Raw genomic sequence first — 19,308 nt, 5'->3', positions numbered from 1 at the left:
CACGATGACAGATGCACCGCAGATCGATTTCGACAAGGAAATGGTGGGCACGGTCGAAGTGCCCGAGGCCGACCGGCTCGACCTCGAGGCGCTGACCGCCTGGTTCGAGGCGAATGTCGAGGGGTTCGAAGGACCTATCAGCTACACCAAGTTCAAGGGCGGCCAGTCGAACCCGACCTACAAAATCGAGACGCCCGGGGCGAAATACGTCCTCAGGCGCCAGCCCTTCGGCAAGCTGCTGCCCTCCGCCCACGCGGTGGACCGCGAATACACCGCGATGACCGGGCTTTACCCGACCGGTTTTCCGGTCCCGCGCACCTATGGCCTGTGCGAGGACACCGACGTGATCGGCTCGAAGTTCTTCGTGATGAGCATGGCCGACGGGCGCAGCCTGTGGAACGGGGCGCTGCCGGGCATGTCGCCGGAGGAGCGCCGCGCGATCTACCACGCGCTGATCGACACGATGGCGGACCTGCACATGAACGATCCCGCCGCGATCGGCCTCAGCGATTACGGCAAGCCGACCGATTACTGCGCGCGCCAGATCGCGCGCTGGTCGAAGCAGTACAAGCTGTCCGAAACCGAGCACATGGAGCAAATGGAGCGGCTGATCGAATGGCTGCCCGAGACGATCCCGGCGCAGCACAATTCATCCGTCGTGCACGGCGATTACCGGCTCGACAACGTGATCTTTGACAAGACCGAGCCGAAGATCATCGCCGTGCTCGACTGGGAGTTGTCGACGCTGGGCGATCCGATCGCGGATTTCAGCTATCTCATGCTCAACTGGCACAATCCCGCGGACGGACGCGCGGGTCTGCTGGGGCTCGATCTCGAGGAACTCGGCATTCCGAGCAAAGAGGAGGCGGTGGACCGCTACGTCGCGCGCACGGGCTATCCCGTGCCGCCGATGGACTGGTATTTCGCCTACAACCTGTTCCGCCTCGCCGGCATCATGCAGGGGATCAAGAAGCGGGTGATCGACGGAACCGCTTCCTCCGCCCACGCCAAGGCGATGAGCGACCGCGTCGCGCCGCTGGTCGAGCGCGCGCACGAATTCGCGCTGAAGGCCGGGATGCCTGAATAGGGGCAAGAAAGGGCGCGGGGGCCCCTGGGCAGCCGCTCGCACTTCTGCCGCGATCCTTCATGGCGCGGGTCCCTGCCACGGCTCATCTCGCGATACCCTGCGCAGGCATGGACCTCGGGCCGGATGGCGCTCCGACGCGCGGAGTCCCTCGCGGGCCCGCCGGGCGTATTCCTTTCCGCACGTTTTCGCGCCTTGGTCCGAACCCGCATGAGGTCCCTTCCTGCGCCAAGGACTCGCATTGGGGCCAAAGGCAGAGGCTCTCTCTCAGAACCCCGCGCTGACGCTCACCACCGCGCCGGCATCGGCCGGGGCATCGGCGAAATGGCCCGGCTGGATGCGGTAGAACAGGCTGACCGTCGCATTGCCGAAAGCGCGCGCGCCCCACGGGCCCTGCCCCAAGGCGAAGGGCGTCGCCCAGGCCATCTCGCCCATCACCTCGCGCCCCGCCGGTTCGAGCGAGACCGCCTGCCGCGCGACCACCGGGCTCCGGCTGGCATAGTCCCACCCGGTCGCAAGGTCGAAATCGAGCCCCCCGCCCTCGACCCGCAGGGGCTGGCTGAGCCTGAAGCCGATCCGGTCGGCAGCGCCGAGCGCGCCCGTCTTCGCAAGGTCGAGCGACCATCCCTGCGTCACGAGCGCCGAGCCCTCGCCGAGCAGCGCTCCGGCGCGCGGGCGCGTGATCCCGCCGCGCACGGCGCCCGACAGGCTCCAGCCGGGGGCGACCTCGCCCGCCAGCGCGCCGTCGATGAAGACCGTGTCCGCGCCCGATATGCCGAGAGCGCGGTGAAAATGCGCGCCGAGCAGCGTCTCCTCCTCAGCCAGCCAGGTCGCGGATAGCCGCGCCTCGGCACTCCCGAATCGGCGGTCGGCGGCGAGCGCGATGCTCGTCGTCGCGCGGGTTTCGGGAAGGCCGTAGATCACCTCCTCGGCGCGGCGGTTTTCGCCCAGCCATGCGCGCCCGCGCTCGGCCGAGAGCGTGATGCCCCATGCGCCCAGGCCCTGCCGCGCAGCGACGGCGAGGTCGCTGCTGACGGTGAAGCCTTCGTCGAGCCCGGCCTCGGGCGCGATCTGGAAAGCGGGGCGCGCCGGGGGCTTCCCGGCCCCGCCGCGCGCGCCTCCGCCAAGCCCCCGCGCGAGCCCGAGCGCGCCCTGCCCGAGCGCGAAGCCCGCCTCGAGATCGTCGCCGAGCCGCCCCGTCACGCGCGCGGCGAGGACCCGCGGGCCGTCGGCCTCTTCGGGCGCGAGGCGGAGTTCGCGCGACCATTGCAGGCCCGCCGCACGCTCCGTCTCGCCCAGCGTCAGCGCGAAGGACATTGCCTCGCCCACCGCGGCGCGGGTGAAGCCGGGCCGCTCGACCGCGCCCGCGAGCCGCCGGACCTGCGCCGCGGCGCGGGCGCGCCCGCCGAGGTCGCGGCGATAGGCGCGCTCGTAACGGTCGAGCACCACGCTCGTCAGGCGCATCGCGCCCAGCGCATCACCCATCGCCGCCGAGCCAACCGCGATATCCTCCCCCGCGGCGAGCGCGACCCCGCTCCCGGCAAGCGTAGTCGTCCCCTGCGGCGCGAAGGCCGCCGCGATGTCGAGGATGCCGCGTCCGTAGATCGCATCCACCCCGCCCGTCCCGGCGTCGCGCGCCGAGGTCAGCAGGATCTCGGCAATGTCCGCGCCCGAGAGGTTGGGAAAGGCCTCGGCCAGCAGCGCCACCGCCCCCGACACCTGCGGTGCGGCGAAGCTGGTGCCGGAAAAGAGCGTGACGAATTGCTGCCCGTCGATCGTCTCGATGAAGAGATCGCCATTGTCATAGACACAGCAGATCGCCTCCCCCCGCGCGGCGAGGTAGGAGGCGGCGAAGGACCCGGCGCGGTTGCTGAAGGCGGAGATCGTGCCCGCATCGTCGACCGACCCGACGATGATGACGTTCGCCCCGCCCGCGTCGGCCAGCGCCTGAGCGAAGGGATCGGGTTCGAACGGATCGATGTCGGGGTCGGACCCGTCGCCCCCGTTTCCCGCCGCTACCACGATGACGAGCCCCGCATCCGATGCGCGGCGGACCGCGTCAAACAGCTCGCGCGAGATCCCGCCCCCGCCGAGCGAAAGGTTCACCGCCTTCGCCCCGTTCGCCACCGCGACGTCGATCCCGCGCGCGATGTCGTTGTCAGCGAAGCGGCACGAGAGCGTCGGGTCGGCGAGCGTGTCGCCAGCGCAGGAGCCCGGCAGATCGGCCCGAAGCGCGAGCACCTGCGCCTCGAACGCGATGCCGAGCACGCCGTCGCCATTGCGCGCGGCGGCGGCGACGAGGCTGACATTCGTGCCGTGGTCGTCTTCGGGATCGATCCCGCGGCTTCCGGCGACGTCCTGCGAGGCGGGATGGACGCGGCCGGCGAATTCCGGGCTGTCGGAATCGAGCCCCGAATCCACAACCGCGATCACCTGCCCCTCCCCGGTGAAGCCATCGCGCCACGCGCTGTCCGCGCCGTGGAAAGCCGGCCCGTCGGAACGGCGGAATTCGGCTGTGTCGAAATTGGTCGGCGGCGGCGGTGGTGGCGGGGGAGGGGGAGGCGGCGGCGGAGGGGGCGGGGGCGGCGGGGGAGTGGACACGACACCGCCGCCCCCGCCCCCGCCCCCTCCGCCGCCGCAGGCCGCAAGCGCGGCGCAGGCGAGCGCGGCCAGCGCGCCGCGGCCCGCCTTGCCCGTCGGGGTGCAGCGCCAGCGCACCGGGGCGCGCGGGTCGGGAGTGGGGGCGACCGGGCTGCGACCGATGTCAGGATGGCCGACGTCAGGACGGGCGGTGCCAGGACGGGCGGTGTCAGGACGGGCGGTCATGGAGTCCCCTCTTACGGTTGCGGGGTGGATTTTCGATGAACAGTCTCGCGCGACGGTAGCAGCCTCGCGCGCGCCCGTCGCTCGCCTTTGCCGCCAAACCGGTTGTGTCTCCCGCACAGCCCTCTCCCGGCGCGCGTCGCCCTTAGCGATCCAAGGCGCTTGCCCAGCCCCGCCCGCCCGGCTAGCAGCCCAGCCGACAGCGCGAAGCGGAGGCTCCATGACCGACACTCTCATCACCCAGATCGAGGAAGCGTGGGAACACCGCGCCGACATCACCCCCGGCAGCGAAATCCGCGGCGCGGTGAGCGATGCGCTCGAACTGCTCGACAGCGGGGAGGCGCGCGTCGCCGAGTCCGACGGCAGCGGCGGCTGGAAAGTCAACCAGTGGCTCAAGAAGGCGGTGCTGCTGTCCTTCCGCCTCCAGGACAACCGCCTGATCGAGCACGGTTCGGGCGGGGCGGCAGCCTTCGACAAGGTGCCGAGCAAGTTCGCCGGCTGGGGCGAGCGGCGCTTTCGCGAATGCGGTTTTCGCGTCGTCCCCGGCGCGGTCGCGCGGCGCGGCAGCCATATTGCCAAGGGCGTCGTCCTGATGCCGAGCTTCGTCAATATCGGCGCCTATGTCGACGAAGGCACGATGGTCGACACCTGGGCGACGGTCGGGTCCTGCGCACAGATCGGCAAGAACGTGCACATCTCGGGCGGCGCGGGGATCGGCGGGGTGCTCGAACCGCTGCAGGCCGACCCCGTCATCATCGGCGACGGCGCCTTCATCGGTGCGCGCTCCGAAGTCGCCGAAGGCGTGCGCGTGGGCGAAGGCGCGGTGCTTTCGATGGGCGTCTATCTCGGCGCATCGACCAAGATCGTGAACCGCGAAACCGGCGAAATCCATCGCGGCGAAGTGCCGCCCTATGCCGTCGTCGTTCCCGGCTCGCTCCCCGGCAAGCCCCTGCCCGACGGCAGCCCCGGCCCGTCGCTCTATTGCGCGGTGATCGTCAAGACGGTGGACGCGCAGACCCGCTCCAAGACCGGGATCAACGAGCTCCTGCGCGACTGAGGGCCTTTTTCCCGGGGGCTCCTCCGCCGCCCCGCCAGCCCCTTACGCCGCTGTTGCGTGTCCTCTTTTCGGAACGGGCCAGCCGCGCTTCCGTTGGTTCGATGAGACATTCACCCAAGGGAGGGCAGGCTCATGGCCGATACCGACAACAACAACAACCAAGGCGTCCGTATCGAGGATGACGCCGCACGCGCAGGCGAGACGTCCGGGCGGGCGCGCTGGATCCTCATCATCTCGACCCTGATCGCGATCGTCGCGATGAGCATCGCGTGGATCATCCCCGCTTTGCAGGAAGGCGATGTCGAAAGCGCCGAACTCGCCACCGAGCGCGCCGAGGAATTGCGCGAGGACGGGGTCGAGGAGCAGAACATCCCGGCGGTCCCGACGACGCAGCCGAGCGCGCCCGAATCGACGGTCGAGGAACCGGTCACGGGCGAATGACGCACGAGCGGAGAGAGAGATGAGCAACAGCTTCCAAACCGGCCAGTACGTCAAGTGGAACTGGGGCGATGGCGAAGGCCAGGGACAGGTCGAGGACCGCTTCGAACGCGAGGTGACCCGCACCCTCAAGGGCTCGGAAATCACCAGGAACGGCGATGCCGACAACCCGGCCTACCTCGTCAAGCAGGAGGACGGCGACCGCGTGCTGAAGCGCGGCAGCGAACTCGAGGACTGAGACCGCTCCTGATGGATGCGGGCCGACGCGATGAGGTCTACCGGACCTTGCTCACTCGGCTTTCGGGATGAGCGTTTCGATCGGCGGCTCGTCCCGCACGCTCGCGGCGTAACGCTGCGCCTGGCGCAGGACTCGCACCGCGTTGCGGCTCGCGATCATCTCCAGCTCGGCCTGCGAATAACCCCGACGGGCAAGCTCGGCGAAGAGCGCGGGATATCCGGTCACGTCCTCGAAACCCTCCGGTCCCGTCGGCATGCCGTCGAAATCGCCGCCGATCCCGATCGATTCGATCCCTGCGACCTCGCGGACATGGTCGATATGGTCGGCCATGTGCTCGATCCCGGTGGCGGGTTCGGGATTGGCCGCGTCCCATTCCTCCATCGCGGTCTCGATCCTGAACGGCTGGCCCTGGAACAGCGATTCCTGCCGCGCCTGTTCGGCCGCGCGGGTCGCGAACCACTGGCGGCGTTCCTCGTTGAGATAGCCGGGCAGCGCGACCACCATGACTATCCCGCCATTGTACGGCAGCCGGCGCAGAACGCTGTCGGGCACGTTCCGTGGATGGCCGTTGACGGCGCGCGCGCCCGAATGGCTGAAGATCACCGGAGCCTTCGCCACCTCGAGCGCGTCGACCATCGCCTCCTCGCTGACATGGGAGAGGTCGACAAGCATGCCCAGCCGGTTCATCTCGCGCACCACGTCCATGCCGAATTTGGTGAGGCCGCCATGTTCGGGCGTGTCGGTCGCGCTGTCGGCCCACGGCGTGTTCTTGTTATGGGTGAGCGTCATGTAACGTACGCCGAGATCGTGCATCTGCCTCAGCACGGCAAGGCTCGACCCGATCGAATGACCGCCCTCCATACCCATGAGCGAGGCGATGCGCCCGGCACGAAAGGCGTTTTCGACATCGTCGGCGCTGCGGGCGAAGACGAGTTCGTCATACCGGTCGATCAGGCGGCGCGTGACGTCGATCTGTTCGAGCGTCATCTGCACCGCTTCCGCCTCGCTGAGGGAGGTGGGGACATAGACCGACCAGAACTGCGCGCCGACCCTGCCCTCTGCCAGCCGGGCGAGGTCGGTCTGCATGGTGCGGCCCTGCGGATGGGTTTCCCCGGTCGCGCTGGTGTCGGTAAAGTCGAAATTGGACAATTGGTTGTCGAATCGCGCCCGCAGCTGGATCGGCACGTCGTTGTGCCCGTCGAAGACCGGCGCCATTTCCAGCGCGGCGTTGGCGGTCTCGACCGCGGGATCGAACACTGTCTCGGCGCGCTTCGCCTCGGGCCCGGTGGTCCGCGGCCCCGGATCTGCGGGGCGCGTATCCTGCGCGATGGCCGGCAAGGCGGCCCCTGCAAGCAGAAAGGCAAGGAGCGGGCGGGCGGCGAGTTGCATCATGGCGGGCTCTTTCTCTAGAGGCTGCGCCGAAAGGAATTTCCATGACGCAAGCCGGGTCCGCCCCGATCAATAGCGCCGAGGCGATAATCGAACAATTGCAGCTTCAGCCGCATCCCGAAGGCGGCTGGTACCGCGAGACATGGCGCAGCGGAGCGCAGCCGGGTACGGATGGCGCGCGCGCGGCCGGGACGGCGATCCTGTTCCTGCTGAAAGCGGGCGAGGCCTCGCACTGGCACCGGGTCGATGCCGAGGAACTGTGGATCTGGCAGGCGGGTGATCCGCTCGAACTGGGCCTCGCCGAGGGGGACTTCGCGCAGCCGACGAGCGTGCGGCTGGGTGCCGATGTCGCGAATGGAGAGGCGCCGCAGGGCGTGGTGCCGACCGGGCACTGGCAACGGGCCCGCCCGCTCACGCCCGAAAGCGGCGCGCAGGGCTTCTCGCTCATTTCCTGCGTGGTGGTGCCGGGATTCGATTTCGCGGGCTTCGAACTGGCCCCGCTGGGCTGGGAACCGGGCGAGGGCGCGCCGACAGCGCAGTGACCGCGCGCGCATGACCGCCGAAGCGGCCATTCTAGCGCTGCTGGAAGAGCGCGCCCCCGGCAGGACGATCTGCCCGACCGAGGCCGCGAAAGCGCTCGCCGGGGCGGGCGGCGACTGGCGCGCCCGGATGAACGAGGTCCACATAGGCGTAGATACCCTGCTCGAAGCGGGCGAAATCGCGCTGTCGTGGAAAGGGGAGCCGCTCGGCCAGCGGCGCGGAGCCTATCGCATCGCGCGCCGCTGACCGGTCAGGGCTTCAGCTGAGGTGCTTGGACACCGCCGCCGTCATCTTGAACATCGAGATCTGGTCCTTCCCGATCACCGCGCCAAGCTTGGCGTCGGGATTAATCTGGCGCTTGTCCTTCTGATCCTGAAGGTTGTTCGCCTTGATGTATTCCCAGACCTTCGAGGTGACCTGGGCGCGGGTCATCGGACCCTTGCCGACCACCGCTTCGAGGTCCCCCGAAAGCTGCACCGGTTTCTGTAGCGCGTTATTGCCAGCCATCATCCTTCTCCTTTTATCATGGCAGGTAAGTCAAAAGTCGTCATCCGCCGGGGCGTAGTCGTCGGCGGGTGTCCCGGTGAAAGGCGCGTTGAGGACGGCACAGGCCGTCACCGATCCTGCGAGCGCCTTGATGATGTCCTCGCGCGTGGCGCCGGGCATGGTGGTCAATGGCAGGTCCGTGGCAAAGGCCTGGAACACGTAATGCCGCGTCTCGCCCAGCGGCGGGTTGGGCAACAGCCATTCCGAATTGCCAAGAGCATTCTTGCCCGTGCGCGGCGGGGTTTCGCCTTCAAGCAGCTTGCCCTTCTGCCCGGGCAGGCCCCAGACGAGCCAGTGGCATTGCGGCTCGACCGCGTCACTCGAGGCGTCCTCGGCGACGATCACGATTTCTTGGCTGCCCGGCGGCGGCGCGGTCCATTCGAGCGGCGGGGCGACCGCGTCCTCCTCCTTGGCGGTGAAGCACGGGTCGAGCTGGTCCCCGGCGGCGAAGGCCGGGCTCGACAGCGCAAAGCCGCCCTTCGCGAGCGTGCGCTCGTCCCCCAGCCGCGCGATGGCAAGGCCGCCGTGGCGCGCGCCCGAAGGCAGTTTCGATGCGATCCATTGGGGCAATTCGGTCATGACTCGGTCGCTCTCATTCCTTCCTGCTAGTGCGGTTGCCCCCCCGATAGTAGAGAGGGCCAGGCCTTTTTGCCCCGGTTTCTGCGGAAAACCCGCCGGACCGGGGCTCGAAAAGGGGCCAAGAGCGCACGGGATGCGTCCCGATCGCCGCCGAAACGCCCGCGCCGCCTTGCCCAAGCGCCCCCTTCATTGCATGAAGAAAGCGGATTCGCACCCCCGCGGATCCGTCCAAGCTATCGTTCATGCAGTCCTTTTTTCCGGAGTCGCACATCCCATGAAGATCGGTCGCACCGCGCTTACCGCCACGCTCGCGCTCGCCCTCGCCGCTTGCGGCGGCGGCGGATCGAACCCGCCGCCGACCTCCGGCGGGCCGAGCCCCACGCCGACACCGACCCCGACGACCGCGGCCTGCACCGCGGCGGAGGAAATCGACTACGCCAATGCGGTCCTGAACGAGTGGTATCTCTTCCCCGACCTGCTCGACGACACGGTCGACCCGGCGGCCTTCAACGACGTGCAGGACTTCCTCGACGCACGCGTCGCCCCGGCGCGTGCGCAGGACATCGACCGCGGCTTCACCTTCGCCACCTCGATCGAGGAAGAGAACGAGCTCATCAATTCCGGCTCGAGCGCGGGCTTCGGCGTGCGGCTTGCCTATGACACGGCGAACAACCGCGTCCTCGCGCTCGAAGCCTTTGAGAACGGCAACGGTTTCGCCGCCGGGATCGACCGCGGAACCGAACTGCTGGCGATCGGCACGACGACGACCAATCTCCAGCTCGTCAGCAACCTGATGGCGAGCGGCGGGCCGCAGGCCGTGATCAACGCGCTCGGCCCGTCCGATCCGGGCGTGACGCGCGTCCTGCGCTTCCGCACCGCGGACGGCACGGTGATCGAGCAGAGCGTGGCCAAGAGCGAGTTCTCGCTCGACCCGATTTCGGACCGCTACGGGGTGCAGATCATCCAGGACGGGGCGAAGAAGGTCGGCTATCTCAACCTTCGCACCTTCATCGTGCGCGATGCCTCGGCCCAGCTCGAGGACGCCTTCGACCTCTTCCGCGGTGAGGGCGTCACCGAGCTCATCATCGATTTCCGCTATAATGGCGGCGGGCTGGTGGATGTCGCCGATACGCTCGGCGACCTGCTCGGCCGGGGCCGCGTGGGCGACGTGTGGAGCCGCACCGTGTTGCGCCCGTCGAAATCCGCCGACAACGAAACCGAGTTCTTCGATTTCGAGGACGAAGCGATCCAGCCAACCAAGATCGCCTTCATCGGGCGCGGCGGGACCGCCTCGGCGAGCGAGCTCGTCATCAATTCCATGGTCCCCTATCTCGGCAATAATGTCGCGCTGGTCGGCACCAACACCTTCGGCAAGCCGGTCGGCCAGTTCGGCTTCGATCTCGAGCGGTGCGACCTGCGCGTACGCGCGGTGACGTTCAAGACCGTCAATGCCGACGATGAAGGCGACTATTTCTCGGGCCTCGCATCGACCGTGCCAAACACCTGCGCGGCGCCGGACGACATCTTCGAGCCGCTCGGCGATCCGGCCGAGGATTCGGTCGCAGCCGCGCTCGATTTCCTGGCCGGGCGCAGCTGCAACCCGATTGCCGCACAGTCCGACAAGGGCATTGCCGGGGCTAGCGCGGAAAGCCAGCGCGCGATGGTGCCGCTCGGCGATACGCGGCGCATGCTCCAGCCGCGCAGGCCCAATCCTGCGCAGTTCGAGATTCCGGGTCTTTTCTAGGACGCCTTAATCGATCGGTTCGCCTCGGTCGCGCCCGCCATTGCAGCGGTCGCAGCGGGTAATCGCGGCGGCGATCACGTCGTCGGCGCTCGCGGGCTTGGCGATGAGATCGGCATCGAGCCGGCGGATGCGTTCGTCATGGCGATCGAGATCGCCCGAATGGAGCAAATAGGGAATGCCGAGCCGGCCCAGTTCCTCGGCCACCGGCAGGCAGGTCTCGCCGCCCGCGAGGCTGACATCGAGCACCGCCACATCGACCCCGCCAAGCGTCGCCAGCCGTTCGAGCGCCCCCGCGCAGTTCGACGCGGGCACGGCATCGCAGCCAAGATCCTCGGCCGCGAATTCGAGATCCATGAGGATGATCGGTTCGTCTTCGAGGAGGAGGATCTTGCAGACACCGGCCATCAGATCGCGCGCGCCGGGACCGTGATCGTCGCGGTCAGTCCGCTCTCCTTCCATTCGCGCTCGATCCGCCCGCGCGCCGTGGCGAGCATGCGGTCGACGATCGCGGTGCCGGTCCCGGCCTCTATCCGCCTCGCATCGACTGCCGGGCCGCCGCTTTCCTCCCAGCGGATGACGAGCGTCGTGTCGCCCTCGCCGGATTCCCATGCGACGCGGACCCGGCCATCGGGATCGGTCCAGGCGCCATGCTTCATCGCATTGGCGGCCATTTCATGGAGGATCATGCCGACGATGGAGATGATCGCAAAGGGCATGCGGGCGTTCTCGCCCTCGAGCGTCAGCCGCCCCGATCCCTGGTCGTAGGGAGTGAGCACGGCACGGATCGCTCCGCCGATATCGATGCTGCCCGACGATGCATCGTCGAGCGTGGTTTCGTAGGCGCGGCCCAGCGCCTGGATGCGGGCATTGATCTCCGCCGCCTCGGACTGGATGCCTCGCATCCGTCCGGTAACGTTGACGATACCGGAAATCACCGCGAACATGTTCTTCATCCGGTGCGAAAGCTCGCGCGCCATTTCGCGCGCGTGCTGTTCCTCCGCCCGCGCGGCGCGCACGTCGGACACGTCCCACTGGCTGCCGAAAAAATAGACGAGTTCGCCCGCATCGTTGTAGATCGGGCCGAGATGGAGCGCGTTCCAGAAGGTCGTGCCGTTCTTGCGATAATTGAGCAGTTCGACCACGACCACGTCCTCGTTCGCGATCGCCTCGCGGATGCGGGCGACGGGTTCGGGATCTGTCTTTGGTCCCTGCAGGAAGCGGCAGTTCCGGCCGAGGACCTCCTCTTCCGAATAGCCCGTCAGCTGGCGAAAGGCGCGGTTGGCGAAGACGATTGGATGGTCGGGTGCATGCGGATCTGACAGGCAGATCGCCATGCGGGTCTGGGCCATGGCCTGTTCGAACAGGACCCCCGATGCGCCCGAGAAACGATCCCCCGTCTCGCCGGCACGAAACCGGTCGGGCGCGTCGTCGAAGCGCATGAGCGCCTGCTGGCTCAGCCTGGGTTCGCTTTGGTCGTCAGTGCTCACGTATCTTCCATCCCACGGTCTTGGCGCCGGAGCGAATGTCGGCGCTGTGACCCGAACATAGGTTGCTTTTCTACAACGGCAGATTCGGGTGCTCGGTTCCGATAGGGATCAAGTCATTGATCGGGATACGTTTTTCCTGCGACGCATTCGCATCAAGCACAGCCGGCGTCAGAGATCGCCCCCGCGTGAAAGCAGGAAAGCGAGGAAACCGACCGCGAACAGAGCGTCGATCACCACCGCGCTCGCCACCAGCAGCGATCCGTCCGCGCCGAAACCCTGCGGCGCGAACAGGGCTGCGGTCCCGACCTTGGCGATGACGCCCGCCCACAGCACCGGGGCGAGCCGTTCGGGATCGCGCGCGGCCTGGAGGTAGACGATCCCGAAAGCGAAGACGAACAGCCCGATCAGCCGCGCATCGAAGCTGGCGGCGGGAGATAGCATGCCGAGCAGGCCGACCACGAAATTGAACGCGGCGGCAAGCCACAGGAAGAGCCGCCAGCCCTGCCCCACCGGGCGGCGCCCGATCGGCGCTCCGAGACGGCCTTCGTTCATGGCGCGGCGGGCCCGGTAAAGCCCTGCGTATCGGTGAAGGCGCAGCCCGCAAGGTCGCGCTCTCCCACCTCGGCGATGGCGGTGAAGGGATAGGTGCGATCGCTCATCCCGTCGCTGCATTCGCCCGGCGTGATGGTGACGGTGACGCCATCGCCGCTATCGAGCGTGCCGGTAAAGCCAAGCCCGTTATTCCCGGCGAACCGTTCGACCGCGAAGCGCTGCCCATCGATGTTCTCGGGCGTGGAATAGGCGGCCGCGCCTTCGGCCTGGTCGATCGTCATGCCCCAGAACGGTTCGGTCCCGGTGACTTCGATCACTTCGCCTTCGCCGATCCCGGAAAAGGGTTCGGTATCGCGGTCGATCGCGTCCCCGTCCCCACCCCCGCAGGCGGCGAGCGTGAGGCCAGCGGCGATCCCGACCAGGCCGGCTCGGGGGGCGTGCGACATCGTGTTCTCTCTCCTTGGCGCGGACACCGGTCTAATGGGTCAGCCGCCCATATGCAAAAGGCGGACCCGCGAGGGCCCGCCTTTCCACAATATTCCGGATGAACCGAAGCTTATTCGGGCATCAGCACCGTGTCGATGACGTGGATCACGCCGTTCGAGGCCTCGACATCGGTCGCGGTCACGGTCGCGGTGTTGCCCGCGGCATCGGTGATCATCACCTGCCCGTCGACCAGAGTCGCGGTGAAGGTGCCGCCACCGACCGTCTCGACCACGAGGCCTTCCTCGCCCGCGTCCTCGATCGCGCTGGTCACGGCCGCGGCATCCATCGCGCCTTCAACGACGTGATAGGTGAGGATCGACTTCAGCTTGTCGGTTTCCTCGGTGGTGAGGGCCTCGACCGTGCCCTCGGGCAGCTTGGCGAAGGCTTCGTCGGTCGGCGCGAAGACGGTGAAGGGCCCTTCGCCCGACAGCGTCTCGCCCAGTTCCGCCGCGCCCACGGCGGCGACGAGCGTGGTGAAGTTGCCATCGCCTTCGGCCACTTCGGGGATCGTGCCCGGCGCAGTCGCGTCTTCGGCCATGGCGGTTTCATCGGCCATCATGTCATCGGTTTCGGCGGCTTCCTCGGCGCAGGCGGCAAGGCCCAGCGCAATGGCGGAAGCGAGCGTGATCTTGAGCATTTTCATCGGGGTAGCTCCTTGAATTGCATTCGTGGATGCGCGCTCATCGGCGCGCGGCTAGTGGACGGGCCGGCGCGTCATCCAGCCCCCCTCACCGCGCCAATGCATAAGGTCGCACAGGCGTTCCATCTTTTTGCCACAATTTACCCGCCACGCGCGGTGAATCGCTGCGGTTCGCGCCGGAAACGGCCCGCACGCCGGAACCCGAACGGGGGCGCGCGGTTACAAGCGGCATGGACTGGACCCCGACCCGCGCCCGTGCGCTCGACCGCCTCGCCCGTTTCCTGCCGAGCGCGGGGATCGATTACGCCGAGACCCGCGGCTTCGACGACGGCCCCGTGGGCGAGGCGCCGGGCGAGCGTGGCCGCGCCAATGTCTCGCAATTGTCGCCCTGGCTCCATGCCGGCCTGATCTGCGAGGCCGAGGTGATCGAGGCGGTGCTGCGCCAGCACAGCCCGCGAGAAGCTGCGAGCTTCGTCTCCGAGATATTCTGGCGGGTCTATTTCAAGGGCTGGCTCGAACAGCGGCCGGGCGTGTGGGACAGCTTCCGGAGCACGCGCGAGGCGGCTTTCGACAAGATCGATGCGAATGCGGGCCTGCGCACCGCCTACGAAGAAGCGATCGAAGGGCGCACCGGCATCTCCGCTTTCGATACATGGGCGCACGAACTGGTCAAACACGGATATCTCCACAACCATGCGCGCATGTGGTTCGCGAGCATCTGGATCTTCACGCTGAAGCTCGATTGGGAACTGGGCGCGGATTTCTTCCTGCGGCACCTGCGCGACGGCGATGCGGCCTCGAACACGCTGTCATGGCGCTGGGTCGCGGGACTGCACACGCAGGGCAAGACCTATGCGGCGCGGGCCGACAACATCGCCCGCTACACCGCCAACCGGCCGGGCGGGCCGCTTGCCGCGCAAGACCTCGCCGACGAGGCCGAGCCGCTGACCGAGGCGCGCGAACATGGTCGCCAGCCGCTCGATCTGCCCGGTCCCGTCGCGCCCGAGGCGCTGGCCGAGCCTTATGCGCTTCTCCTCCATGACGAGGCGGCGAGCCATGTCCCGCTCGCCCTGCCCGCCGCGCCTTCGCTGGTGATCGGCGCGGCCCGGCCCGAATCCCGTTCGCCGCGCGGCGTCGGCGGCCCCGCAGCGCAATTCGCGCGCGGGGCGGTGGCCGGCGGGATGGAGGATGCGCGCCGCGCCTTCGAGTGCGAGGGCATTTCGTGGGAGGAAGGGGGCGATCTTGGCGCGATCCTGGCCGAAGCGGGAATGGACCGGGTCGCCTGTCCCTATCTGCCGGCCGGCTGGACGCGCGATGCGCTGATGGAGCAGCTCGGCCCGCTGGCGCGGGACGAGCGGGTGATCTGGCTGCTCGGCGACCTCGCGCGGGCGACATGGCTGCATGCGCGGGCCGGGTTCTTCCGGGTCAAGAAGGAGATCGAACCGATCCTCGGCGAACTCGGCATCACCGGCGCCAATCCGCCCGAAGGCCTGCCGGGCTGAGATCACTCCTTCGCCCCGGCGCGGGTCCCTTCCTAGCCGGGTGCGAGCCTGCGGATCATCTTCACCTGGCAGCGTTGCGGGCCGAGATTGGGGTCGGGCACGATCAGGTCGACTTCCAGCCCGCGGCACACCCGGCCGACGCCAGCGCTGGTGTCGAACGCGATCGAGCGGGCGAAGGCAAGCTCGCCGCAGCGGCTGAACAGTTCGAACAGGAAGGTGTCGCTTGCGCGGACGTCGACATAGATCCGGCTCGCGCCGTCCGGGCCTTCGGGCGCGTTGCGGAAACCGGTGACATTGCGCGGAAAGAAACAGTCGCGCCCGCCCTCCGCGTCCGCTGCGATCGCGCTCGATCCGCGTTCTTCCAACGGCGCGAAGGCGGCGATGACAGCGGCGCAGCAGGCAGCGGCGAGAGCGCGAAAGGCGAGACGGGGAAGGCTGGAATCGCGCATGATTTGCATGCGGTGCATTCTAGCATGGCCGCAGGGCGGCGCTCCGGCAGCTCGCCATGTCTGCGGCACGGATAGGCCGCCCGGGCCCGTTCCGGCGCGCTTACAGCACCTTGTCCGGGCGCGGTTCGTGCCTGTGCTTCTCACCCTTGCCGAAATGCCGTTCGAGCCGCTGGGCGAGCGTGTTCGCGGCCTTGCGCGCGGCGTCGTCGACCTTGGCCGCCTTTTCGGTCACGCCAATCGGCTTGCCGCCGCGCGGGCGGGCCTCGATCGTGCAATGCTTGTCGTCCGCGCCATGCTTGGAGCCGTTCTCGTCGGCTACATGGACCTCGACGCGCGTCAGACGTTCCTCGTAGCGGGCGAGCTTCTGGCGGACCATCTCCTCGATCCGCTCGGCGACATTTTCGGTCCCCATGACGGAACTGTTGGAATTGAACTGGAACTGCATCGCGGCTTTCTCCTCTCTTTTCTCTTGTCGGTCAGCCTATCGGACGACTGCCCTGACCTGCAAGCTGGGAAATGAACCCGGGATTGCCAGAGGAGAGAGTGAGAAAGATCGGGATGCGGACGCGCGCGCCGCGCGATCGGCGCATGCGAAGCGAGCCTTTCGGCAGGCTCAGTCCTGGGAGGCCGCCTCGGCTGCTTCGGCTGCTTCGGCTTCGCGCCGGGCGGTGCGTTCGGCATCGGCCTTCTCGCGTTCGAGAGCCGTCTTGCGGGCCTGTTCGGCAAGGCCGCGCCAGGTCTTTTCCGAGCGCAGTTCGCGCTGGCGGACGTTTTCGAGCTCCGCCTTCTTCGCGGCATCGGCCGCGGCATCGGCGCGTTCGGTGTAGAATTCGTAGGTCTGGGCCATCGAGGGGCCTCCTGTCGGTTGGCGGGACGGCAGCGCGTCCGAAGGGAAAGGGCGATAGAGAGGGGGCGCGCGCAGCCTCGCAATGCGAGACCGCGCGCGCCGGCCCTTCGCCTTAGTCCGCCGCGACGAGGTTGATCGCGCTTTCCTTGCCGTTGCGGCCGACTTCGACCTCGTAATTGAGGCGCTGTTCGCGATCGAGCGTCTGCATGCCGGCGGCATGAACGGCGGTGATGTGGACGAAGCTGTCGCCCGAACCGTCGTCGGGCTGGATGAAGCCATAGCCCTTGTCGGTGTTGAAGAATTTCACGGTGCCAGTCTTGGCCATAAGTCGTTCCTTTCGAAGAACGTTGGTGTTGCCCGCCCCGCAACGCGCGGGGCCGGTTGTGCGTCAAATCGTTCAGGGGAAAGGAAGTCGTCGTCTGGTTTACGCCGGGGGCCAGTTGCGCATGCGCAGTAGGCCAGGCGGCGAGTCAAGCGCGAAGTCCGTCGCAAATTCCGACGTCAGCACACTCTCCATAGCACGGCCCGCGCGTTTTACCTAATCGGATCGTGTCGCAGGTCGCAAAGAGGGCCCCCGGATCGCTCCGGAGGCCCCTTTCGCTCGCTGGTTCGCTTCGCAAATCAGCCCTGCTGTTTCGCGCCGCTGTCGCCGGCGCCCTGTTCCATCTGCAGGTTGGTCGCGTGGGCCTTGCCGCCATCGATCTGGCGCGTATCGTATCCGTAACGCTGATCGGCACGCGGTTCCTGGGCCTGCTGCTGCAGGTCGGACTTGTTGAACGGCAGGGCATCGCCGCCCTTGTCCGGGGTGATCATCCCGGAGCCCTTGCCGGTTTCGTAGGACTTGATCTTGCCATAATGGGTCATGATGATGCTTCCTTTATTGTCCGCACGGGCAGCCGAATCTGGCCGCTTGTGCACGGCGCCAAAAGTCAATTTGAAATAAATGGACCCAAAATACGGTCTTCAGGATTTCATTGATGGACCGGTAGCCCTATTGATATGGCTATTCTGCCATCCATTTCAATGACTGCCCTATGAGTATTTCATCTTTATTTTAAAGTCATTGACGCACCTGTCGCAAGCGCGCAAGGTGCCGCCGGGCATTCCGCCCGATTGGAAAAGATCATGGCCAAGGGCCAGGCGAAGAAGAGCCGCGAATCGCGCAAACCCAAGGCGAACAAGGGTGCGCCGAAAACCAATGCCAGCCAGCCCAGTCTCAAGCCCGGGATGATCAAGGGGCTGGAAAACATGAAGAACAGCTAGAATGGCGGCCTGCGCGCCCTCCGCGGGGCGCGCGCCGTCGCCGATAAAGCTGCGCCTGCCTTGCGCAGGAGCGCGCCTCACGACGTCTTCACGATCTCCTCAGCCAGCACCGCGACAGTCGCGCCGAGCAATTCCACCTTCAGCTCGTTGTAGGCGCTCCGCCCGTCCGGGGCCAAGGTCAGCCGCTGGGTCACGTCGTAATTGCCGTCCATGCGGTACTGGATCGTCAGCAGGTTCCCCTTGGCATAAAGCTCGACCAGCCCGTCGGCGTCGGTCAGCGTGCCCTCCCAGCGCCCCTCGCCCGCCTTCCTGATCTCCCAGCGGCGCGTGCGCGGGGCCTTGTCGCCCTCGGTCACCACCTGCACCAGTTCGAGCACGCCGGGGCGCAGCATCCGTCCGGCGCTCTCGACCCGCACCGGGACCGTGCCGGACAGCAGCTTGGAAAGCTCGCCTCGTCCCACGCTTTCGCCGAGGAAGAACACCATCGGGTCGAAATAGGGCGCCTCGGCGCGCGCGATGGGATCGAAGCCTTCCTGCGGCGTCGAGGCGCAGCCGATCAGCGCGAGCGGGGCCATCACGGCGGCAATGCCTGTGCGCCAACTCATGCGCCTAAGCTCCCGGCGGGCCACGATATGAGCAGCGCGCCGCGCAAGGTTCCGGGCGCGAAGCCGGTCGCGGCATCCTCGGGATAGAGGCTCACGATATGGGCGGCTAGATCGGGGTCGATGTCGCGGCCATGGCAGGTCGAACAGGGTTGTTCGGCCATCGGGATCGCGCTCATGAAATGGACCTTGCCGTCCTCGGCGCGCCAGATGCGCCTGGCCGGCGCGCCGCCTGCCATCGGCGCTTCGGCGAGCGCGTCATATCGTCCCTGCATTTCGCCGGGCACGCTGCCCTCGGGATTGCGGTTGCGCGCGGCGATACGGCGGATTTCGGCCCCGCTTTCCTGCGACGCGGCCTCGGCCAAGGCGGGCGCGACGTCGCGGCACACGCTCACCGCGTTTTTCGGCCCGCCCGCTTCGAGCGCGCTTTGCAATTGCATCCTGAGATCGGCGGCGAAACGCTGCGCGATGGGCGCGGATCGCGCGGCCACGGCGGCTTCGTCGAGCGGTGCGGGCTCCTGCTCGCTCTCATCCGCACAGGCCGCGAGCCCAAGGGCCGCCCCCGCGAGAAGCAAACCACGTCTGATGTTCCGAAACGCTTTCATGATATCTCCCGCCTGCCGCGAGCCTACACGATCACTTCGCTGGCCGCGCTGAAGAAATAGCGACTGCGCTCGAAATGGATGAACCGCGCCTCGTCCGCGGCAAGGATGGCGGCGTGGCGGCGCCCTTCCTCGCTTTCGCCCACGCGGGCGAGCGCCTCTTCGCTGTCGAACCAGATTTCCGCGACGCCGTCATAGTCTTCGCCCTCGCCGCAGGGGATGCCCTGGGCGCTGGCGAAGCGGCGGGCCATGTCGCTCGTCAGCGTGTGCTGCTGGACATAGCGCCGGATGCCGAGCGCCTCGCTCGCCGCCGCGACCAGCGGGGCGTGGGTGCCGCGCCAGTAGCGCTGGAATTCCTCGCGGGTGAGCGCGGGCAGGCGGTGGAGGCAATAGGTGATGCGGATCATGCGCGCTTGCCTTTCCGGGGCGAGGCCGGACCC

The 19,308-nt window shown here is 67.7% G+C and carries 26 protein-coding genes; 9 read left to right on the top strand and 17 right to left on the bottom strand.

The features are described from left to right. Positions 1-4 precede the first annotated feature (4 nt). Positions 5-1,087, top strand: coding sequence for a phosphotransferase family protein (locus Ga0102493_RS03730; protein WP_034906133.1), 1,083 nt, complete (start codon positions 5-7; stop codon positions 1,085-1,087). 264 nt (positions 1,088-1,351) lie between these two features. Here Ga0102493_RS03730 and Ga0102493_RS03725 read toward each other — a convergent pair whose 3' ends face one another. Then, the gene (locus Ga0102493_RS03725) at positions 1,352-3,910 is read right to left on the bottom strand and encodes a S8 family peptidase (RefSeq protein ID WP_083228515.1); all 2,559 of its coding nucleotides are present in this window, start codon (positions 3,908-3,910) and stop codon (positions 1,352-1,354) included. Between the two features lie 217 nt (positions 3,911-4,127). Between Ga0102493_RS03725 and dapD the strand changes: the two genes are divergently transcribed. The 3 genes from dapD (at position 4,128) to Ga0102493_RS03710 (ending at position 5,640) form a co-directional block, all read left to right on the top strand. Further along, positions 4,128-4,964: a 2,3,4,5-tetrahydropyridine-2,6-dicarboxylate N-succinyltransferase gene (gene dapD / locus Ga0102493_RS03720; RefSeq protein ID WP_034906135.1), complete on the top strand. Its 837-nt coding sequence runs from the start codon at positions 4,128-4,130 to the stop codon at positions 4,962-4,964. A gap of 132 nt (positions 4,965-5,096) precedes the next feature. Continuing rightward, a complete protein-coding gene (locus Ga0102493_RS03715) occupies positions 5,097-5,405 on the top strand; it encodes a hypothetical protein (protein ID WP_051698381.1) in 309 nt (102 codons plus the stop codon). A gap of 19 nt (positions 5,406-5,424) precedes the next feature. Then, positions 5,425-5,640, top strand: coding sequence for a hypervirulence associated TUDOR domain-containing protein (locus Ga0102493_RS03710; RefSeq protein ID WP_034906137.1), 216 nt, complete (start codon positions 5,425-5,427; stop codon positions 5,638-5,640). Between the two features lie 51 nt (positions 5,641-5,691). Here the strand turns inward: Ga0102493_RS03710 and Ga0102493_RS03705 are convergent, their stop codons facing one another. Next, positions 5,692-7,032, bottom strand: coding sequence for a dipeptidase (locus Ga0102493_RS03705; protein ID WP_034906139.1), 1,341 nt, complete (start codon positions 7,030-7,032; stop codon positions 5,692-5,694). A 41-nt stretch (positions 7,033-7,073) separates the two neighbouring features. Here Ga0102493_RS03705 and Ga0102493_RS03700 point away from each other — a divergent pair, with 41 nt between their 5' ends. Beyond that, entirely contained in the window at positions 7,074-7,571 is a 498-nt protein-coding gene (locus Ga0102493_RS03700) for a cupin domain-containing protein (protein ID WP_034906140.1), read from the top strand. A 10-nt stretch (positions 7,572-7,581) separates the two neighbouring features. Beyond that, entirely contained in the window at positions 7,582-7,815 is a 234-nt protein-coding gene (locus Ga0102493_RS03695; RefSeq protein ID WP_034906143.1) for a DUF3253 domain-containing protein, read from the top strand. Between the two features lie 12 nt (positions 7,816-7,827). On the opposite strand, the gene Ga0102493_RS03690 is transcribed toward Ga0102493_RS03695, so the two are convergent. Together Ga0102493_RS03690 and Ga0102493_RS03685 are read right to left on the bottom strand one after the other, a co-directional pair. Further along, entirely contained in the window at positions 7,828-8,076 is a 249-nt protein-coding gene (locus tag Ga0102493_RS03690; protein WP_081845785.1) for an SWIB/MDM2 domain-containing protein, read from the bottom strand. A gap of 30 nt (positions 8,077-8,106) precedes the next feature. Then, complete coding sequence (locus Ga0102493_RS03685) at positions 8,107-8,694, bottom strand: YbhB/YbcL family Raf kinase inhibitor-like protein (protein WP_034906149.1); 588 nt, start codon at positions 8,692-8,694, stop codon at positions 8,107-8,109. Positions 8,695-8,968: 274 nt separating this feature from the next. Between Ga0102493_RS03685 and Ga0102493_RS03680 the strand changes: the two genes are divergently transcribed. Continuing rightward, positions 8,969-10,438: a S41 family peptidase gene (locus Ga0102493_RS03680; protein WP_034906152.1), complete on the top strand. Its 1,470-nt coding sequence runs from the start codon at positions 8,969-8,971 to the stop codon at positions 10,436-10,438. A 6-nt stretch (positions 10,439-10,444) separates the two neighbouring features. Here the strand turns inward: Ga0102493_RS03680 and Ga0102493_RS03675 are convergent, their stop codons facing one another. The 5 genes from Ga0102493_RS03675 to Ga0102493_RS03655 all read right to left on the bottom strand — a co-directional run bounded on the left by Ga0102493_RS03675 (position 10,445) and on the right by Ga0102493_RS03655 (position 13,606). Continuing rightward, positions 10,445-10,843, bottom strand: coding sequence for a response regulator (locus tag Ga0102493_RS03675; protein ID WP_051698427.1), 399 nt, complete (start codon positions 10,841-10,843; stop codon positions 10,445-10,447). Continuing rightward, complete coding sequence (lovK, locus tag Ga0102493_RS03670) at positions 10,843-11,877, bottom strand: photosensory HWE-family sensor histidine kinase LovK (protein ID WP_051698429.1); 1,035 nt, start codon at positions 11,875-11,877, stop codon at positions 10,843-10,845. Before lovK ends, Ga0102493_RS03675 begins: the two co-directional genes overlap by 1 nt. A 216-nt stretch (positions 11,878-12,093) precedes the next feature. Beyond that, on the bottom strand, positions 12,094-12,477 hold the full coding sequence (locus tag Ga0102493_RS03665; RefSeq protein ID WP_034906158.1) for a hypothetical protein: 384 nt from the start codon (positions 12,475-12,477) through the stop codon (positions 12,094-12,096). Next, a complete protein-coding gene (locus Ga0102493_RS03660; protein ID WP_034906161.1) occupies positions 12,474-12,923 on the bottom strand; it encodes a COG3650 family protein in 450 nt (149 codons plus the stop codon). Before Ga0102493_RS03660 ends, Ga0102493_RS03665 begins: the two co-directional genes overlap by 4 nt. A gap of 110 nt (positions 12,924-13,033) precedes the next feature. Further along, positions 13,034-13,606 (bottom strand): fasciclin domain-containing protein, encoded by a 573-nt coding sequence (locus Ga0102493_RS03655; RefSeq protein WP_034906174.1) that lies wholly within the window; start codon positions 13,604-13,606, stop codon positions 13,034-13,036. A gap of 227 nt (positions 13,607-13,833) precedes the next feature. On the opposite strand from Ga0102493_RS03655, the gene Ga0102493_RS03650 reads away from it, so the two are divergent. After that, positions 13,834-15,105: an FAD-binding domain-containing protein gene (locus Ga0102493_RS03650; protein ID WP_034906178.1), complete on the top strand. Its 1,272-nt coding sequence runs from the start codon at positions 13,834-13,836 to the stop codon at positions 15,103-15,105. A 32-nt stretch (positions 15,106-15,137) separates the two neighbouring features. Here the strand turns inward: Ga0102493_RS03650 and Ga0102493_RS03645 are convergent, their stop codons facing one another. The 5 genes from Ga0102493_RS03645 to Ga0102493_RS03625 form a co-directional block, all read right to left on the bottom strand. Then, entirely contained in the window at positions 15,138-15,563 is a 426-nt protein-coding gene (locus Ga0102493_RS03645) for a DUF6491 family protein (protein WP_150132411.1), read from the bottom strand. A 91-nt stretch (positions 15,564-15,654) separates the two neighbouring features. Beyond that, positions 15,655-15,999 carry an HPF/RaiA family ribosome-associated protein gene (locus tag Ga0102493_RS03640; protein ID WP_034906182.1) on the bottom strand — a complete coding sequence of 115 codons (345 nt, stop codon included), beginning with the start codon at positions 15,997-15,999 and terminating at the stop codon, positions 15,655-15,657. A gap of 168 nt (positions 16,000-16,167) precedes the next feature. Next, positions 16,168-16,401 (bottom strand): hypothetical protein, encoded by a 234-nt coding sequence (locus tag Ga0102493_RS03635; RefSeq protein ID WP_034906185.1) that lies wholly within the window; start codon positions 16,399-16,401, stop codon positions 16,168-16,170. A gap of 112 nt (positions 16,402-16,513) precedes the next feature. After that, positions 16,514-16,726 (bottom strand): cold-shock protein, encoded by a 213-nt coding sequence (locus Ga0102493_RS03630; protein WP_034906188.1) that lies wholly within the window; start codon positions 16,724-16,726, stop codon positions 16,514-16,516. Between the two features lie 296 nt (positions 16,727-17,022). Next, positions 17,023-17,265 carry a hypothetical protein gene (locus Ga0102493_RS03625; protein WP_034906190.1) on the bottom strand — a complete coding sequence of 81 codons (243 nt, stop codon included), beginning with the start codon at positions 17,263-17,265 and terminating at the stop codon, positions 17,023-17,025. 261 nt (positions 17,266-17,526) lie between these two features. On the opposite strand from Ga0102493_RS03625, the gene Ga0102493_RS16225 reads away from it, so the two are divergent. Beyond that, positions 17,527-17,664 (top strand): hypothetical protein, encoded by a 138-nt coding sequence (locus tag Ga0102493_RS16225; RefSeq protein ID WP_169739064.1) that lies wholly within the window; start codon positions 17,527-17,529, stop codon positions 17,662-17,664. Positions 17,665-17,741: 77 nt separating this feature from the next. On the opposite strand, the gene Ga0102493_RS03620 is transcribed toward Ga0102493_RS16225, so the two are convergent. The 3 genes from Ga0102493_RS03620 to Ga0102493_RS03610 all read right to left on the bottom strand — a co-directional run bounded on the left by Ga0102493_RS03620 (position 17,742) and on the right by Ga0102493_RS03610 (position 19,275). Continuing rightward, positions 17,742-18,269 carry a DUF3833 family protein gene (locus Ga0102493_RS03620; RefSeq protein WP_034906192.1) on the bottom strand — a complete coding sequence of 176 codons (528 nt, stop codon included), beginning with the start codon at positions 18,267-18,269 and terminating at the stop codon, positions 17,742-17,744. Next, positions 18,266-18,757, bottom strand: a complete 492-nt coding sequence (locus Ga0102493_RS03615) for a c-type heme family protein (protein ID WP_051698431.1) — start codon at positions 18,755-18,757, stop codon at positions 18,266-18,268. Before Ga0102493_RS03615 ends, Ga0102493_RS03620 begins: the two co-directional genes overlap by 4 nt. Positions 18,758-18,894: 137 nt before the next feature. Further along, complete coding sequence (locus Ga0102493_RS03610) at positions 18,895-19,275, bottom strand: EthD domain-containing protein (protein ID WP_034906195.1); 381 nt, start codon at positions 19,273-19,275, stop codon at positions 18,895-18,897. Positions 19,276-19,308: the final 33 nt, after the last annotated feature.

Source organism: Erythrobacter litoralis (assembly GCF_001719165.1).
GTDB classification, from domain to species: Bacteria; Pseudomonadota; Alphaproteobacteria; order Sphingomonadales; family Sphingomonadaceae; genus Erythrobacter; species Erythrobacter litoralis.
This window is presented reverse-complemented; position numbering and strand designations above follow the sequence as displayed.

Excerpts from the sequence above, each read along its gene's own strand:
- Ga0102493_RS03730 (WP_034906133.1), top strand. The coding sequence starts at position 5 with ATGACAGATGCACCGCAGATCGATTTCGACAAGGAAATGGTGGGCACG.
- Ga0102493_RS03725 (WP_083228515.1), bottom strand. The coding sequence starts at position 3,910 with ATGACCGCCCGTCCTGACACCGCCCGTCCTGGCACCGCCCGTCCTGAC.
- dapD (WP_034906135.1), top strand. The coding sequence starts at position 4,128 with ATGACCGACACTCTCATCACCCAGATCGAGGAAGCGTGGGAACACCGC.
- Ga0102493_RS03715 (WP_051698381.1), top strand. The coding sequence starts at position 5,097 with ATGGCCGATACCGACAACAACAACAACCAAGGCGTCCGTATCGAGGAT.
- Ga0102493_RS03710 (WP_034906137.1), top strand. The coding sequence starts at position 5,425 with ATGAGCAACAGCTTCCAAACCGGCCAGTACGTCAAGTGGAACTGGGGC.
- Ga0102493_RS03705 (WP_034906139.1), bottom strand. The coding sequence starts at position 7,032 with ATGATGCAACTCGCCGCCCGCCCGCTCCTTGCCTTTCTGCTTGCAGGG.
- Ga0102493_RS03700 (WP_034906140.1), top strand. The coding sequence starts at position 7,074 with ATGACGCAAGCCGGGTCCGCCCCGATCAATAGCGCCGAGGCGATAATC.
- Ga0102493_RS03695 (WP_034906143.1), top strand. The coding sequence starts at position 7,582 with ATGACCGCCGAAGCGGCCATTCTAGCGCTGCTGGAAGAGCGCGCCCCC.
- Ga0102493_RS03690 (WP_081845785.1), bottom strand. The coding sequence starts at position 8,076 with ATGGCTGGCAATAACGCGCTACAGAAACCGGTGCAGCTTTCGGGGGAC.
- Ga0102493_RS03685 (WP_034906149.1), bottom strand. The coding sequence starts at position 8,694 with ATGACCGAATTGCCCCAATGGATCGCATCGAAACTGCCTTCGGGCGCG.
- Ga0102493_RS03680 (WP_034906152.1), top strand. The coding sequence starts at position 8,969 with ATGAAGATCGGTCGCACCGCGCTTACCGCCACGCTCGCGCTCGCCCTC.
- Ga0102493_RS03675 (WP_051698427.1), bottom strand. The coding sequence starts at position 10,843 with ATGGCCGGTGTCTGCAAGATCCTCCTCCTCGAAGACGAACCGATCATC.
- lovK (WP_051698429.1), bottom strand. The coding sequence starts at position 11,877 with ATGCGCTTCGACGACGCGCCCGACCGGTTTCGTGCCGGCGAGACGGGG.
- Ga0102493_RS03665 (WP_034906158.1), bottom strand. The coding sequence starts at position 12,477 with ATGAACGAAGGCCGTCTCGGAGCGCCGATCGGGCGCCGCCCGGTGGGG.
- Ga0102493_RS03660 (WP_034906161.1), bottom strand. The coding sequence starts at position 12,923 with ATGTCGCACGCCCCCCGAGCCGGCCTGGTCGGGATCGCCGCTGGCCTC.
- Ga0102493_RS03655 (WP_034906174.1), bottom strand. The coding sequence starts at position 13,606 with ATGAAAATGCTCAAGATCACGCTCGCTTCCGCCATTGCGCTGGGCCTT.
- Ga0102493_RS03650 (WP_034906178.1), top strand. The coding sequence starts at position 13,834 with ATGGACTGGACCCCGACCCGCGCCCGTGCGCTCGACCGCCTCGCCCGT.
- Ga0102493_RS03645 (WP_150132411.1), bottom strand. The coding sequence starts at position 15,563 with ATGCAAATCATGCGCGATTCCAGCCTTCCCCGTCTCGCCTTTCGCGCT.
- Ga0102493_RS03640 (WP_034906182.1), bottom strand. The coding sequence starts at position 15,999 with ATGCAGTTCCAGTTCAATTCCAACAGTTCCGTCATGGGGACCGAAAAT.
- Ga0102493_RS03635 (WP_034906185.1), bottom strand. The coding sequence starts at position 16,401 with ATGGCCCAGACCTACGAATTCTACACCGAACGCGCCGATGCCGCGGCC.
- Ga0102493_RS03630 (WP_034906188.1), bottom strand. The coding sequence starts at position 16,726 with ATGGCCAAGACTGGCACCGTGAAATTCTTCAACACCGACAAGGGCTAT.
- Ga0102493_RS03625 (WP_034906190.1), bottom strand. The coding sequence starts at position 17,265 with ATGACCCATTATGGCAAGATCAAGTCCTACGAAACCGGCAAGGGCTCC.
- Ga0102493_RS16225 (WP_169739064.1), top strand. The coding sequence starts at position 17,527 with ATGGCCAAGGGCCAGGCGAAGAAGAGCCGCGAATCGCGCAAACCCAAG.
- Ga0102493_RS03620 (WP_034906192.1), bottom strand. The coding sequence starts at position 18,269 with ATGAGTTGGCGCACAGGCATTGCCGCCGTGATGGCCCCGCTCGCGCTG.
- Ga0102493_RS03610 (WP_034906195.1), bottom strand. The coding sequence starts at position 19,275 with ATGATCCGCATCACCTATTGCCTCCACCGCCTGCCCGCGCTCACCCGC.